The sequence below is a fragment of the Psychrobacter sp. S4(2024) genome, from assembly GCF_036861305.1.
GTDB lineage: Bacteria > Pseudomonadota > Gammaproteobacteria > Pseudomonadales > Moraxellaceae > Psychrobacter > Psychrobacter cryohalolentis.
Genome location: NZ_JAZAQR010000001.1, coordinates 302,455 through 319,103, shown reverse-complemented (window position 1 = coordinate 319,103; position 16,649 = coordinate 302,455). Strand labels below are relative to the sequence as shown.

At 38.8% G+C, this 16,649-nt stretch carries 10 protein-coding genes and 1 pseudogene; 7 read left to right on the top strand and 4 right to left on the bottom strand.

The genetic code is table 11. The features are described from left to right. Positions 1-10: 10 nt before the first annotated feature. The 3 genes from VLA57_RS01335 to VLA57_RS01325 form a co-directional block, all read right to left on the bottom strand. The gene (locus tag VLA57_RS01335; protein WP_011513942.1) at positions 11-1,213 is read right to left on the bottom strand and encodes an AAA family ATPase; all 1,203 of its coding nucleotides are present in this window, start codon (positions 1,211-1,213) and stop codon (positions 11-13) included. Positions 1,214-1,951: 738 nt separating this feature from the next. Continuing rightward, positions 1,952-2,440, bottom strand: a complete 489-nt coding sequence (locus tag VLA57_RS01330; RefSeq protein ID WP_226939366.1) for a Holliday junction resolvase-like protein — start codon at positions 2,438-2,440, stop codon at positions 1,952-1,954. An 83-nt stretch (positions 2,441-2,523) separates the two neighbouring features. Then, positions 2,524-3,420, bottom strand: a complete 897-nt coding sequence (locus VLA57_RS01325) for a competence protein CoiA family protein (RefSeq protein ID WP_011513940.1) — start codon at positions 3,418-3,420, stop codon at positions 2,524-2,526. A 111-nt stretch (positions 3,421-3,531) separates the two neighbouring features. Between VLA57_RS01325 and VLA57_RS01320 the strand changes: the two genes are divergently transcribed. Together VLA57_RS01320 and VLA57_RS01315 are read left to right on the top strand one after the other, a co-directional pair. Continuing rightward, a complete protein-coding gene (locus VLA57_RS01320; protein ID WP_333954110.1) occupies positions 3,532-4,611 on the top strand; it encodes a hypothetical protein in 1,080 nt (359 codons plus the stop codon). 12 nt (positions 4,612-4,623) lie between these two features. Beyond that, a complete protein-coding gene (locus VLA57_RS01315) occupies positions 4,624-5,322 on the top strand; it encodes a tetratricopeptide repeat protein (RefSeq protein WP_011513938.1) in 699 nt (232 codons plus the stop codon). A gap of 8 nt (positions 5,323-5,330) precedes the next feature. Here the strand turns inward: VLA57_RS01315 and VLA57_RS01310 are convergent. After that, a pseudogene (locus VLA57_RS01310) lies at positions 5,331-5,531 on the bottom strand (transposase); the annotation flags it as partial. Positions 5,532-5,740: 209 nt separating this feature from the next. Here VLA57_RS01310 and VLA57_RS01305 point away from each other — a divergent pair. The 5 genes from VLA57_RS01305 to pglZ are packed head-to-tail and all read left to right on the top strand — an operon-like array spanning position 5,741 to position 16,590. Next, positions 5,741-6,340: a DUF1819 family protein gene (locus tag VLA57_RS01305; RefSeq protein WP_333954109.1), complete on the top strand. Its 600-nt coding sequence runs from the start codon at positions 5,741-5,743 to the stop codon at positions 6,338-6,340. 12 nt (positions 6,341-6,352) lie between these two features. Beyond that, a complete protein-coding gene (locus VLA57_RS01300) occupies positions 6,353-6,964 on the top strand; it encodes a DUF1788 domain-containing protein (RefSeq protein WP_333954108.1) in 612 nt (203 codons plus the stop codon). Then, the gene (gene brxC, locus VLA57_RS01295; RefSeq protein WP_333954107.1) at positions 6,915-10,562 is read left to right on the top strand and encodes a BREX system P-loop protein BrxC; all 3,648 of its coding nucleotides are present in this window, start codon (positions 6,915-6,917) and stop codon (positions 10,560-10,562) included. The genes VLA57_RS01300 and brxC overlap by 50 nt, the downstream gene beginning before the upstream one ends. Continuing rightward, entirely contained in the window at positions 10,562-14,092 is a 3,531-nt protein-coding gene (gene pglX, locus VLA57_RS01290) for a BREX-1 system adenine-specific DNA-methyltransferase PglX (RefSeq protein WP_333954106.1), read from the top strand. The genes brxC and pglX overlap by 1 nt, the downstream gene beginning before the upstream one ends. Next, positions 14,092-16,590, top strand: coding sequence for a BREX-1 system phosphatase PglZ type A (gene pglZ, locus VLA57_RS01285; protein ID WP_333954105.1), 2,499 nt, complete (start codon positions 14,092-14,094; stop codon positions 16,588-16,590). The genes pglX and pglZ overlap by 1 nt, the downstream gene beginning before the upstream one ends. Positions 16,591-16,649: the final 59 nt, after the last annotated feature.

Below are 16,649 nucleotides of genomic sequence, written 5' to 3'. Positions count from 1 at the left end.
ATCTAACCCCTTATAGATTTGGTATCGCGTCAAATGCGCCAGCCATATATTTTGCATAAAGGTTATCATCATTACGAATCCCTTCCATCTCATCAAGCCGCCAAGATTCTGAAGCTTGCTCGTATTTTTCGACCAAATAAATTTGATGCTTGTTTAATAAGTTGAACACCTCAGGGGTATGGCAACTAAAAATAAGCTGAGCATTATGAGGATTATGATGCGATGAGCGAAACAAATCAAAAATGGCAGGTAACAGTAGGGGGTGTAAGTCATTATCAAGCTCATCAATAATGGCCACACCACCATTCTTAAGCACTGGCAATATGAGCCCAAGCAAGCTATAGGCTGATTGTGTACCATTAGACTCTTCATAAATCATAAGCTCAAATGATTCATCACCCACTTTATGAACACCAAAAGGTAGCAGTACTTCTTGCTGTTTACCCTCGTTTACCATCATCACGCTTTTTATATTAATCTCATCGATGCCCGTATCGAACTGACAAAGTAGCTTTTCAGCGGTTTGTTTTAAACCATCATCTCTAGCAAATAATTCTGTCATTTCAGGTATAGATTGGCTAAGGCTACCAAGCCTACCCATTGAGACTACATTAGTTTTATAGTGATTGAACATATCAAAAATGGCTTCTGCCAATGGCTCATCGAGCAAATTGGCATAGCTGATAAGTGAGGCGTTTTTTTTCACATCATCAGCTAAAGAGGGAATGACAAAGTTACGATGCTTATAGCTAAGCTTGTCACCGTCATGATGACGTATAAATACATAGCTAAATTGGCTACTGGTCTTTTTGTATAATGCCTCTTTAACCACGCTATGCTGTGTCAACGTTAGCTCATAGCGATACTCATCATAAATGCCATCAGCATTTTTAAGTAAAAAACCAAATTCAAATTCAGAAAATTCATCATTACTTAGCGCAAATTGGCTAAAAGAAATAGGTTGCTCTGAGTCAAGGCTGCTAGTAGATTCACACATAAACCAACGAAGAAAAGCAATGGCTTTTAATAGCTGCGTTTTACCGGAGCCATTCGCGCCAAGAACAGCTGTGACTTTATTTAGTCGATACTGGTCTTGCGTGGTATCAACATAAAAATCATAGTCAGTCTTAGTAGGTTGCTTACCCAAAGAGAATGACACCTCAGTAGACTCTGAGTAAGAGTAAAAATTATTAAAGCGAATATAAGTAATCATATTAAGTCACTTTTAACAAAATATTGTGGTTTCCATGATAATATAGCATATTAATGTACATGTAGTATTATTGAGTGTATTAAGGTTCACTTTGTTATAATACTTGCAATAGCTCAATATAATCTTGGAAAGAGTTTTTGTAGGGTGTTTCAGATGTATTAACTTGTAGATAAGAATCTGACAAGTTAATAGTAGAATGCTCGGAGTTAGATAGAAATCCTTAGTATTAGGTCACTAAGCTGACTTTGAGATAGATAACTGTTCACGTGCTGGTTTTTCCAACAACTCAACATGTATTTGATTTGATATAAGATCTAGCGCTGGTCGTTTAATTTTATTGAAGTATGATAAATTTTCAGCTTCTACCTTGGATAACTTTATACGATTGTTTGTACTATTTAAATAGCCCCTATATATATCATTGATGAAAATCCCCTTTATATGAAATTGAATTTGCTGGTAATGAATGTCATATACTTGCAACTGTCATGCTTCTATGATTAATACATTTTGACTAAGAATGTATCGTGTTTTATTTAGGATTAATGCTGTTGCAAAAATAGTCTTTTCATTAAAAAAGACTATTAATGGAATTTTTATCATTAAATATCTATATAAAACAATTACTTAAGTGTCTCCCTAGAGATTAATGAATGGTCTTTATTTTTCCAGTAAATATGTTTTAAGAAGATTATAGAGACTGTATATATAAAGGTTGGAGTGAATAGAAAGACTGAACTAGGCACTAACATTCACACGCATATCTTCCGTATCTTCACAGTGTTTTATCCTAAGCTCTTTAAAGCTAACCTGCCCATTTTCGATTACTTGTTTAATAATCTTCTGCCGTTGGTTTAGCCTAGCATTCCCTGTTTTAACTTCTGCAATAATGAGATGCACGTCCTCGATAGGCACGTTGCCATCGGCGCATTCATGCAAGTTTTGGAAGATGACGTAGTCAATCGGTTCACCCATGAATCGGCAGTCTGAAGGGTTGTAAGGAAAGTCAGTAATAAAGGGCGTGAACTGTTCGCCAATTTGACCTTTTAGCACATTGCGCTGCATATTGTTGGAACGCTTTTGAGCCTCTTTAATGTCTTTTGCTAATTGCTGTTGAAAGCCTGCTTCTCTTTCGAGCATATCGTTCCTAATTTGCGCAACATCTCGTTCACTTTGTAGCAAAGCCTTATTTTGTAATTGTATCCGTTGTATAGCCCATACAAGCATGGCTAATATCAGCAGTATTGTAATTAGTAGCATAGTAGTGAGTGTCATAGTTTTATTCTCCGTATTATCAAATAGAATCATATTTAAGCAGTAGGGGTCATGTCCATTTCTTGCAGTCGCTGAAAGACGGTGTCTGAAAATGGTTTGAAGTAATTCCATGACTTATATTTTTGATTGTACTGACCACCGCCTTCGTTACGCCATTGCTTTAGTATTTCAATAACATCATGGTTGTAGGTCACACACTTAATAGATACCATGCCTGAATTAAAGACTCTGACGTCGACCCAAGCATGATTGATGGTAAAGCGATAGATCGTATAGCCTTTGTCAAAGCTTCCATTGCTATTCTCATCAGTGCTGCTCTGGCAATTATAGAGAGGCTCAGGTAATGGTGTAGGGGCTACTGGTATTGTTAAAGATTTCGGTGCTGGGAATATCCACCGTTTATTACTGGCACAGTCTAAAATATGAACCTTTGCTTCCTCACTCGGCAACTCAATACCTTGTGCGATGATTTCCCTCAAATCGATTTCAACGGTCTTGATACCCAATTGCTTAATAAAATCTGATTTATCAGTATCGATGAAAGAAGTCACAGCAACTTCAATAAACATCATTTCCCCGTCTACCGTTGCGACTATATCCGGTCGAATACAGCTAACAGCTTGCTCTTCGATTAGGTGGTCAAACTCCCAAGTTTTATCCTCGCTATTTTCATCATCAGGTAGGGATGGTAGCGTTAAATACCTCTCTTGCATAATGACTTGCTTAGCAAACTTGTGTAGGATGCTTTCAGGGTGAATAGTGCAGCTTTCTTTATTGTTAAGATGCGCAAAATGATGCTCATTCTTGTCACCTTTACGAGCCACTACAGGCTCACCACATTCAAAGCAAAAACACATACAAGCCAGCCCTCGCTCGACTTGCTTAACATTGACGATTTGCTTTTGCTCATTAACAGCGATTGACATTGACATAGTTACCATCCTCTTGTTAGTTGGTTAAGAGTGAGGTAATTATGAGAAGAATTCTGCCTCTAAAACAGACTGCTATTGGGGGTATAATAGGGTCTTAATCGGTACTTACCTATGAAAAACATACACTTAGATGTCTTTGAGGAGCTCAAGAAACAATTACTTAATTTCCCAAGAAATACTTTTTATGATCATTGTCTAAGAATAATAGTTGACGCACAGCTCAACAAACTGAAATATTCGGACGAAGATTTTGAGCCTGAGAAGTTATCGAGGCAAGTTATTTACGCCAAAGCTAGAGGCGTAAATGAAAATACTGTGAGCAGTGAAATTGCTAAAACCAAAATAAAAACGGATAGATTAAATGTAGAGTTAATAAGGTTTATTGAGTCACAACCAGACTGTGAACAGGCGTTTAATGATATAGGTTATTTGCCAGAAGTGATCTCATCTGTGTCAGAGGGTGGTGCTAAGAACAGAACCCTAGTATGGATGAGCATTAAAGCTATTGAAAATGAGGAAGTAGATGAAGAGCAGATAGCTGGATCTGCTGTCTTTGAGTCTGATAAGAATGATGAGGATGATGAGGATTTAAGTAGTATTACTTATGAGCGCAAAGCGACTTCTGAGATTAAGCCATCTTTATTCACTCGTCTTTTCTTCAAAAAGGGTGAGCTAAAGATCTTAAGCTTTCGAGGCGTTTTGCTAATGATTCTGCTGATGCTGAGTTTTTTAGTAGATATCCTTATTGCTATATTTTCGTTACTCGTTATCTTATTACTAAGCGATTTGCCAAATTTTAAGCTTTGGCAAGCCATAATTTTTGTGGTATTCATTCCTTTGGCTTACCTTAATTGGCGATATTTCTTTGTGCCGTTATATAGACTGCCTTATTACCGTGTTATTAAAGCGCCTATGTTCTTTGCAAATATTAATGTCGTTAATGCGGATATTGAGATGTATTGGGATAAAGATAGGCTGAATGTAGCGAGAGTCACAGAGTTTACTGCAACTTGTCCAATTTGCTCAGGATTGATAGAGCTTGCTAACGGTAAGCCAGATCAAATGCCGCCGTTGGTAGGGCGCTGTAAAGAAGCGCCTCACGCTCATATTTATAGCTTTGATCGGATGACGATGAAGGGATACTTCTTAGGTGTGCCAGATTATTTAGCAGACCAGATATTGGATAGTTGAAAAGGAATAAATATGAATCTACAAACGCTAAGGCAGATGTTTCTTTACAGGTTAATAGTTTTAGGCTTGTTAGTAGGGCTTGAAGTACCTGTTGTTGCAGCAGACTTTACTACGACGAGTGTACAAGCTAATCAAGGGAGGGCATCAGCTCAATTCAACCTTGGTGTGATGTACGACGAAGGTAGTGGTATTGCTCAAGACACTGCTAAAGCATTTGAGTGGTATCAGAAGGCAGCAGAACAAGGCAATGCATCGGCTCAATTTAATATTGGGTGGATGTACGAGCACGCTGACGGCGTTAGTCAAGACTCTGTTAAAGCAGTTGAATGGTACAGGAAAGCTGCTGATCAAGGGTATGGTGATGCGCAGTACAATCTTGGATGGATGTATCATAACGGTAGAGGCATTAAAAAGGATTATGATCAGGCAATGGATTGGTATTTAAAAGCTGCCTATCAAGGAGATGCTGGGGCTCAAAATAATATCGGTGATATGTACGAAAAAGGTGCTGGCGTTAGTAAGGATAACGTAAAAGCAGCCAAATGGTATTTGAAGGCGGCCAATCAAGGATATGCCTTAGCTCAAAATAGTCTTGGTTTAATGTACTTTGAGGGCAGAGGTGTTCTTCAAGATAAAAAGCAGTCAAGAGATTGGTATAGTAAAGCTTGTGATAATGGCGATCAACCTAGCTGTGATCAGTACGCTTATTAAACAGATAACAGAAGAGCCGCCATAAGCGGATCATATTGTTCCGTACCGACAAGCTTGTCTTGATTGGCTTGGTTATGCCAGTTGGATAACGTTTACATGGCTGTGCTTAGCTGTTTTGAAGTCGCTGAAATATTACCGTTATTGTCCACTATCTTCTTAACGGCTTCTGCTTTAAATTCTGTACTATAAGTTCTAATTTTCTTTGTGATGGTAAACTCTTTGTCGAGTTCTTAGTTTACTAAGTTTAGCTCTACAGTTTCTTCAGCATACCTCAATTATATACATAATGTTTAAGCAATATACAGAACCATGTACAATACTGGCCTGCGTTACTTTATAGCAATAAACAATAAGCATTATCAAAAACGTTCAACCTCTAAATGCAGGTTAAGCGTTTTTTTAAGCAGGTTAAAAATAGATGAATAGCCAAAAATACAATATGTCATTTACAGCTGGTGCGCTGCTACAGCCAGAGTCAGTAACGATAGCCAAGTTATATCTTGAATTAGGCGACTGGGGTTTAGTGAAAGATAAAGTGATTGCTGAGAATTTACTTCAATCTAGAGCATTAAGTACACTTAAAAGGCTGAGCCATGAAATTATAGCTCGCTTGAGAACACTTAATATTGATGAGCTTACGTTACTTATAGAGTCTGAGCGCCAAGAACAAGCCTATATACTGTGGATTGCAATTTGTCGTTATTATCACTTCATTGCTGATTTTGCTACTGAAGTGCTACGAGAGCGCTTTATCACTTTCAAACCAGACCTTCAGCACTCAGATTTTGATACGTTTCTGAATAGAAAATGTGACTGGCATAGTGAGCTGGATAGCTTAAGTATAAGTACGAGGAAAAAGCTTAGACAAGTATTATTTAAAATGCTTCGTGATGCCAATTTCTTAGATAGCAAAAACAACATTCAAGCCACTATGTTGAGCTCAAGACTAATAGAAACCATAAAGCATAATGATAGTAGAGATATCAAATACTTCACGATTTCTGAAAATGCAATATAAGGGAGTGCTGTCATGACTATGAGCAACGTACAAGCATGTGATAAAAAAAGTTATGACCATCTTTTTTCTGTTATTTCAAGTGAGCATTTCCTTAAGATGCAAGGTCTAGGTAATGAGGTTCCATTTTTCATTTGTCCTTTTAGGCCTGAAGAATCAAACGAGATGATGCGCCTTGAAGATCAATTAACTAAGCAGTTACAGAAGAATGGTATCAATATCTTGGCTATAAATTTGTACGATCTGTCTATAGAGCTACTTAAAGAACGCGAGATTTTTGATCAGATACTAGAAATGGAACAGGAGATTGACAAAGAACAGCTGAAAGAGCTGCTTCAAGGAGTCTTAGATCCTGAGTCTCATTTGGCACCAGCGATTGCTAACAAGCTAAGTAGTACAGAATACGATGTTCTTTTTCTATCTGGTGTTGGCGAGGTTTTCCCATATATACGTTCACATAACGTTTTAAATAACTTACAAAGTACAGCAAAAGAAAAACCAACCGTTATCTTTTTTCCAGGAGCCTATACTCATTCTTTAGAGTCTGGCGCATCGCTTGATTTATTTGGCAGACTGCATGATGACAAATACTATCGAGCATTCAATATTTATCACTGTGAAGCATAATGAGACAGATATGACTGCCCTTAAAACAATATTTCAAAAACCAGTAAACCGTCCAATTGAAGGTGTAATTAAAGCTGACGATGAAGCCAGCCTACGCCTAGAGTTAGAAGAGTACGTATTAACAGATGAGGTAGAGAATCGTCTAATATCATTTTTTGATGCTTACAATGATTATCAGGTTGCTAATGGTGTCTGGCTTTCTGGGTTTTTTGGTTCGGGAAAATCTCACTTATTAAAAATGTTGGCGCTATTACTTGAGAATCGCCAAATAGATAACACATCAGCACTGGAGTTATTCTTACCTAAATGTGGTGACAATGATGCATTGAGCTCTGGTATCAAAAACGCTGTTGCGATTCCCTCTAAAAGCATTTTGTTTAACATTGATCAAAAAGCAGACGTCATTAGTAAGACACAGGTTGATGCTTTATTGGCAGTATTTGTTAAAGTCTTTGATGAAATGTGTGGCTACTACGGTAAGCAAGGACATATTGCTCAGTTTGAACGTGACCTCGATAGTCGAAAACTTTATGGTAGCTTCAAAGAGGCATATGAACCTATCGCTAAAAAGCCTTGGGAAAAAGGACGTGAGCAGGCAATACTTGAAGCAAAGAATATTGCTCAAGCTTATAGTCAGGTTACTGGAGAAGATCAGGCACTAGCTATGGGTATTTTAGATAAATACCGTAGTCAGTATCATGTATCGATTGAAGATTTTGCTTCTCAAGTTGATGACTATATTGAGCGTCAGATTAAAGAACATGGCTACACTGAGTTTCGTCTAAATTTCTTTGTTGATGAGGTGGGGCAATATATAGCTGAAAACGTCAAGCTTATGACCAACCTTCAGACTATCGCTGAGAGCTTAGCGACCAAGTCTCGTGGGCGTTCTTGGATTATTGTGACCGCCCAAGAAGATATGGGAACTGTTGTTGGTGAGATGGGTAAGCAACAAAGTAATGACTTTTCAAAAATTCAAGCTCGCTTTGCTAACCGTATGAAGCTAACCAGTGCCAACGTAGCAGAGGTTATTCAAAAGCGTCTTCTCGTTAAGACTGATGAAGGCGCTCAGTTGTTATCAGGCATATATGATAATCAGTCAAACAATTTCAAAACGCTATTTGATTTCGCTGATGGATCACAGACATATAGAAATTTTAAAGACAAAGAACACTTTATAAACAGCTATCCATTCATCCCTTACCAGTTCAGCTTGTTTCAGTCTGCGATTGCTGATCTATCATTACATAATGCTTTTGAGGGTAAGCATAGCTCAGTTGGTGAGCGTTCGATGTTGGGTGTGTTTCAACAAGTAGCAATAAAAGTAGGTGATCATGACATAGGTCAGCTAGCAACTTTTGATTTAATGTTTGAAGGTATTCGTACCGCATTGAAGTCCAACATCCAACGAGCTGTCATCAATGCAGAAACCCATTTAGATAATAAATTCGCTGTTCAAGTTTTAAAAGCCTTGTTTTTAGTGAAATATGTTGATGGATTCAAATCCACAATTCGTAATATCTGTGTCTTAATGCTAAGTAGCTTTAGTGAGGATGTAGCTGTACTCCGTCAGCGTGTTGAAGAGGCGCTTAATCTACTAGAGGACGAGACCTATGTACAACGTACAGGAGATATGTACGAGTATTTGACGGACGAAGAAAAAGATATTGAAGAAGAGATAAAAAATACGGAAGTAGAAGCAGCTGATGTGGCTAGTGAGCTTGAAAGCATAATCTTTGATCAAGTGATTAAAAGTCGCAAGATTCGTTACAGTAGCGGCGCATCAGGTAGCCAAGGACAAGACTATTCTTTCTCACGAAAGCTTGATGATAAGTTATACGGTCGTGAATACGAGATAGGTATCAATGTCATTAGCCCGTTTTATGAGCATGCTGAAAATGACGAGATGATGTCTAATAAATCTAACTTCTCTAGCGATGAGTTATTTGTAATCTTGCCAGCCGACTCTCGCTTGATGAGTGATATAACGATGTACAAACGTACAGAGAAATATGTCAGGCAAAACTATTCTATTGCTCAGCAAGAGACGGTAAAACGTATCTTAGGCGAGAAAGGACAACAAAATACTAAGCGCCAGGCCGAGTTGCTACAGCGAATAAAAAGTCTCATGAGTCAGGCAAAACTGCTCGTAGCAGGTACAGAGATCAATGTTAGCTCAGAAGACGCCCAATTACGTATCGAGAAAGGCTTCAATGAGCTTGTTTCTAGATCATACCCTCATCTACGTATGCTACGCGATGCATCTTACACAGAGGCTGATGTTGCTAAGATTCTCGACTCTACCCAACAAGACATGCTGGGTGCCGATATGGCGGCATTAGCCGAGCCAGAGCGTGATGTATTATCTTTTATCCAAAGAAATGCTAGTGCGGCTATACGGACGACAGTAAAAGGATTATTAGAACAGTTTGAAAAAAAACCATACGGATGGTCATACGCTGCTGTACTCAGCACCCTTGCAAAGCTATGTGTAAATGGCAAGGTCGAAGTTCGAATGGATGGCAGCATACTTGAGGATAGAGAGCTTGCGCGTGCCTTAGTAAATAGTCAACGTCAAAGCAATTTGGTATTAGAGCCTCAAGTTGACTTTTCTTCGTCACAAGTTCGTCGTCTCAAAGAGTTTTATGAAGATTTTTTTGCTAAACCTGCTAGTAACAATGAGGCAAAAGCACTAGGCAATGAGACCATTGATGCTTTCAAAGAGATGTTACAAGATTTAGAGGGTTGGTATGCCCAGTCTACAAGATATCCGTTCCTGAGGGCATTAGAACCCGCTATTCAGCGCATCAAAAAACTTTCAAAATCGTCCTATGCATGGTTTTTAACTGATCTTAATGACGATATTGAAGATGATCTTTTGAAGATGAAAGAGCAGCTGATAGATCCTATTTACAATTTTATGAATGGCTCTCAAAGAGAAATATATGATAACGCTCAGAATTTCTTGAAAGATCAGTCTGCTAATTTTGATTACATAGAAAGAGATCAGGTGAGGGTGCTCGAAACGGCCCTAGGTGATAGCTCCGTATATAAAAGTGGTCAAATCCTAAAAATAAAAGCTTTATTAAATGGCATTAAAGCTAAAGTTGATGAGGCTTTGAATCGAGCTCGGGTTGAATCTATTGAATCAGTCAAACAAATGCAGTCACGTATGCAAGAAATGGACGAGTATAAAATACTACCAGATGTTAGAAAGGCAGATCTCGATGCTCCGTATAGTAGAGTTATTGAAAGCATTAATGAGCAAGCATTAATTGCTACGATTAATGAAAGACTACGTTTTTTCAAAGAAACAGGTTATCCAAACCTATTACAAAAAATGGTAGTGATGGCGACACCTAAGCCTAAACCAATGCCAGTAAAGCCAAGTGCTACAGGCGTCACTGAAAATGAGATCTACACACCCGAACCTCCGCAAGTTAGCGAGCCTAAAATTGAGTACGTAGCTGCAAGTCAAATAAATGTACCTTATGACCGAGCGTGGTTAGAAACTGAAGCGGATGTAGAACGCTATTTGCAAGTCATGAGTCAAACGTTGCTAAATGAAATACGTAAAGGCAAAAGGATTCACGTTTAATGGAAACCAATAGACTAAAGAAATTTGCTCAACAGGCTCGCGTCACATTGATTGAACAAGTCGCCACTAAGCTCAGATTTGTACGCGCAGAAGAAAGCCTAGCCAGACGTGAGAATCCTAGCGCCATTAAAAAGCTAGAGGATCTAATTAAGCAACAGTCCGAACAGGAAGTTGTCGAGCGTATCGCATACATCTGGTTTAATCGATTCTGTGCACTTCGCTTCATGGATATGAATCGCTATAATCGAGCCCTTGTGGTTTCTGCTGCTGCCGAAGATACTCAGCCTGAAGTGTTGGCACTTGCAAAAGCTGGAGAAATCGATGAGCGAGTGGTATCAGAAGCAGCCCGTGAGAAAATTCTTAATCTATTAAATGGTAGAGCACCTAGTCAAAATCCTGAAGCAGAGGTATATCGTCTGCTACTGGTCGCTTACTGTAATCAGTGGCATAAGTCCATGCCATTCCTATTTCAGCGTATCGACGACTTTACAGAGCTGCTAATGCCTGATGATTTATTATCTAGTAGCTCGTTATTGACTGAGATGCGTGAGGCCATGCCAGCGAGCGCTTGTAAAGATGTTGAAATAATCGGTTGGTTGTATCAGTTTTATATATCAGATAAAAAAGACGATGTATTTGCAAGACTAAAGAAAAATGAGAAAGTGACACCAGAAAATATTCCAGCGGCTACTCAGCTATTCACGCCGCATTGGATCGTACGTTATCTGGTAGAGAACTCACTTGGACGCTTATGGCTGCTTAATCACCCAGAGTCCAAGTTAGCAGACAGTATGGAGTATTACATAAAGCCTGCTGATGATAATGATGACTCCGATTATCTAAAGGTAGAGCGTCCAGAAGATCTCAAAATTTGTGATCCAGCATGTGGCTCAGGTCACATGCTGACTTATGCCTTTGATTTGCTATACGCCATTTATGAAGAGCAAGGCTATGATGCAGCAGAAATACCTTCGCTTATCTTAACTCACAACCTTTATGGCATTGAGATTGATGAACGAGCAGGTGAGCTAGCGGCGTTTACCTTAACTATGAAGGCAAGAGCTCGCCACCGTCGATTTTTTAGTACGGGTATCCGTCCAAATATCTGTGTGCTTGAGCCTATTAGTTTTGATGATGAGCTTGATGAGTATATGGACTTTATCGGTCGTGATTTATTTACGGCTGACTTAAAGGAAACGTTGCGCCAGTTTGATGAGGTGGATAATTTTGGCTCGTTGATCAGAACAAAGCTAAAAGACGTTGCTAGCATCTTAGATCAGTTAGAAGCGACTGATGTCTCAGGGCAGTTATTCTTAGGTCATACCCATCAAAAGGTGCTTAAGCTTTTAAAGCAGGCAGAATATCTAAGCCCACAGTATCATGTTGTCGTTGCGAATCCGCCCTACATGGGCAGTACTGGCATGAACAAAAGATTAAGAGATTGGGCAAAAAAGTCATACCCTATAAGTAAGCAAGACTTATTTGCAATGTTTATAGAGCGTAATCTTACTCTCGTGAAAAAGAGAGGATTAATAGCAATGATAACTATGCACAGTTGGATGTTTATAGCTGCATACAAAGCCTTACGTGAAAAAATTCTGGAGCAAACTGCCATTACTTCTATGGCTCATCTAGGAGCAAGAGCTTTCGATAGTATTGATGGAGAGGTAGTAAAGACAACAGCATTTATTATAAAAAATTTACAGCATTTAAATTATAGTGGTAGATATTTACGTTTAGTTAAAGGTATGAATGAACATGAAAAAGAGAAGGCTTTACAAAATTGCATTAGCAATGTTGATTACGAATGCGTTTTCAATGCCTCAGCTTTAAATTTTAAAAAAATACCTGGCAACCCTATTGCATATTGGTTGTCTAATAGCGCTTTAGATGTTTTTTATAAGGCATCATTGCTGTATGACATTGCTGAGGTTAAGACTGGAATGACAACTGCAGATAATGAGCGTTTTTTACGTATATGGACTGAAATATCGATAGATAAAGTAGGTTTTAATATAGCTGATAGTTTTGAGGCTGAAACTTCTAAGAAGAAGTGGTTTCCTTATAATAAGGGTGGTGGCTTCAGGAAGTGGTACGGTTTTAATGAGAGCCTAATAAACTGGGAATATAATGGTAGAGAAATAAAAGGGAATATTAACAGTAGAGGAAAATCTAAAGCCTCAGTTCGAGCAGAAGAGTTTTATTTTAAACCAGCAATAACATATTCAGCTATTGGGGACGATAATTTTTCAGCTAGAGTTTCTCGGAAAGGATTTTTATTTGATTCGGGTGGGTCTTCTATATTTTCTGATGCAGAACTAGATATGGAGATCAATACTGGAATATTATGCTCAAAAATATCTGATCTTTTTCTAGCTGCGTATAATGATACGTTAAATTATCAACCTAGAGATGTTGGACGTATCCCAGTAATGCCATTTAGTAAAAGTATTCAACAAGACATATCTTCAAATGTAAAAGTATGTATTTCTCTATCAAAATTTGATTGGGACACTTTCGAAACATCTTGGGAGTTTACAGCTTTACCATTACTTGAAGGGCAGTATCGAAAGCTAGCATTAGCGGATGCTTATGCAGAAGTACGCAAACATAGCAAGGCAATGACAGATAAGATTAAAAGATTAGAAGAGAAAAATAACCATATATTAATAAACGCTTATGGTCTACAAGATGAGTTAACACCAGAAGTGCCTCTTAAAGAAATCACTTTGACTTGTAATCCGTACTATCGTTACGGTGGTGATAAGACATCCGCAGAGCTAGAAGCCTTATTATTAGCTGATACCATGCGTGAGCTGATCTCGTATGCCGTCGGCTGTATGTTTGGTCGCTATAGCTTAGACAAGCCTGGGCTGATACTTGCCAATCAAGGTGACAAAATAGAGCAGTATTTTGAACAGATACCTAATCCAAGCTTCACACCTGATAAAAACAATGTCATTCCTATCTTAGACGATGGTTGGTTCAGTGATGATATTGTTGAACGCTTCCGTAAATTCATCAAAGTGGCTTTTGGTGAAGAGCAGTATGAAAGCAATATGCAATTCATTGAGCAGTCACTTGGTAAGAATGACAAGCCGCGCGATATCCGTGACTATTTCCTAAAAGACTTCTATGACGATCACGTAAAACGCTATAAGAAACGTCCGATATATTGGCTATTCAGCAGTGGCAACTTCAGTGCGCTTATCTACATGCATCGCTATCAGCCAGATACGGTGAGTGTCGTGCTCAATGACTATCTACGTGAGTTCCGTACTAAGCTTAATGCTTATAAAGACCAGCTTAGTGCGATCAATATTAGTGCCAGTCAAAGCCAAAGTGAAAAGACAAAAGCACAAAAGAAACTAGATGTCACTAATAAAATGATCACAGAGATGGAAGATTATGAGCGCGACGTACTGTACCCGTTAGCGACCAAACAGATAGAGATAGACCTAGATGATGGTGTAAAAGTAAACTACCCTAAATTTGGTAAGGCATTAAAGAAAGTAACGGGGCTTAGCTAATGAATGATCGCATCATCAACGCATTACAGCAGCTCTTCAAAAGACATCGTATCGTTTTTTGGTACGATGCCAAGCATGAGCTGCGTGATGACTTTGACAGTCTAGTACTAGAAGATATTGAAAAAATTGTCCTAGATAATAATGAGTTCAGTGTTAAATATAAAATAATACGTGAGCAGCCAAATCAAAAGTTTCTGCTTTATCGTGCAGGTGCTCAGCCTGCGCTATTAGATAATTGGCTATTGGATGTGCAGCTGGCTCACGGCGAATTTCGTACTGACCAAGTTGCTATCTGGCTCTCGGAGCTATCATTAGGTATTGAGTTTGCAGAGGTCTTAAAAGATCATGCAGAGTTCTTTCGCGCTAAAAGCCGTAAAGATGCTCTAGGTAAGCTTATAGAGCCCAGTGATAGCTCAGGTATGGTTCAGCTAAAGATGCTGGCTGTTTGTGCTAAGAGCGAGCCTAAAATGGACACAGTCGTTGAGAGTCTGTTGCAGGACTTGGCCAATGATAAAGGTGAAAAAATGAGCCTGATTAGTCGATCTGCTCTTGATGGCTTTTTCTGGGAGCAAATGAATCGCTACTATGGCTATAACTCTACTGAGCCTAGTATTCATGATTTTGCCATTGAACTCTTTAAATCTAGCTATGCAATGGCAACTGATGGTCAGGTAAAGCTGTCCAATGATGCTTTGGTATTTCTGAAACGTTGGAAAGACAGTAGACAATATAAAGACAGCTTTGAGATGTTATCCGATAAATTTTCTGATGATCTTGATATTAGAGATGATCTTAGTAGTAGAGATTTTAAACAGCTCATCGATATAGACTACTTCCGCTTAATTGATAACAAGATAATTAGCGCGCTAGCTAATGCAGTCTTACAAAGTGACTTTACCGCTGAACAAATGGCTATTTGGATTCGCCAGCGTCGTCAGAGTCACTGGTACGCTGAGTTTGAGCATACCTATCAAGCCCTTGATAATGCAGCGCAGTTTATAGCTACTTTTAATCAAGTCAAAATCGATATGGATAGCCTTGTACAAGGGGTAGAGCGTTATACCCAGTCTTGGTACAAGCTTGATCAACTTTATCGTAAGTTTATCTACCACAAACTTGAGTCTGGAGAAGTATCACTTCTCAACCACCTCAACGATAAAATAGAGAATATATACTCTAATAACTATTTGCTTAAGTTAGGTAATCGCTTTCAGGAATTCGTAGAATCTGAAAGCCAATGGAATGCTGCGCCAATTCTCAGACAGGATAACTTTTTTGGTCATTGGGTGAAACCGTTTCTAGATAACAACAACAAGATATACGTCATTATCTCAGATGCCATGCGCTATGAGATAGCGGATGAACTAGTCAGCTTAATACGTCAAGAAGATCGCTACAGTGCTGATATAGCGCCTATGTTGTCTATGCTACCTAGCTATACTCAGCTTGGTATGGCAGCGCTCCTACCGAACGATACATTATCCATAGCAGACAACACTTCAGGCACAGTGCTTGTGAATGGACAAAGCTCTCAGGGGACATCTAACAGAAGTAAGATACTTAAAGCTGCGTTGCAAGATCGAGGAGATGCGATCACTGCCGATAATTTTATGCAGCTCAATAGAGAGGGTAGTCGAGAGCTGTTAAAAGCTAATGACGTCATTTATATTTATCATAATCGGATTGATCATACTGGCGATAAAATGCACTCTGAAGGGCAAGCGTTTGAAGCGGCAGAAAAGACGCTTAGCGATTTAATGAAAATCATTAAGAAATTAGCAGCAGCTAATGCTAATAACATTTTAATAACGGCTGATCATGGCTTTATATACCAAAACCGTGCCATAGAAGAGAGCGACTTTTCGAGCGCAGAGCCCAAAGGTAAAGAAATACTATATCGAGATCGTCGATTTATACTGGGTAAGGGGCTAGTTGATTCACCAAGCTTGCATAAGTTTAGCTCTGAAGCGCTCGGTTTAATTGGTGATGTTGAAGTGCAGATACCTAAGTCGATTAATCGCTTAAGACTTAGTGGCTCGGGAAGTCGATTTGTACATGGCGGAGCATCATTACAGGAAGTTGTCGTGCCCGTCGTTAGCATTAATAAAAAAAGGCAAAGTGATACTACAGCAGTTGAAGTGGATATTTTACGCGGATCGAACTCTTTAATTACTACAGAGGAGCTTACCGTTAGCTTATACCAAAGTACCCCTGTCACTGAAAAAAATCAGCCTCGCGTACTGAGAGTAGGTGTCTACACTGAATCAGGTGAGTTGATCTCAGATAGCTATGAGATGACATTCGATTTACGCTCAGAAAACCCACGCGCGCGTGAGCAGCAGGTAAACTTGATTTTCACACGTAGGATCGATGAGCTTAACGGTCAAGAGGTTATTTTAAAGCTAGAAGAAAAAGTAGGCGGAACTTCTCACTACAAAGAATACAAATCGCTTAAATATACAGTAAGACGTTCATTTAGTAGTGATTTTGATTTTTAAAATAATCACTGAAATAATTTAATAGCTAAGTAGACAACTATAAAAACAATGGATAAGTT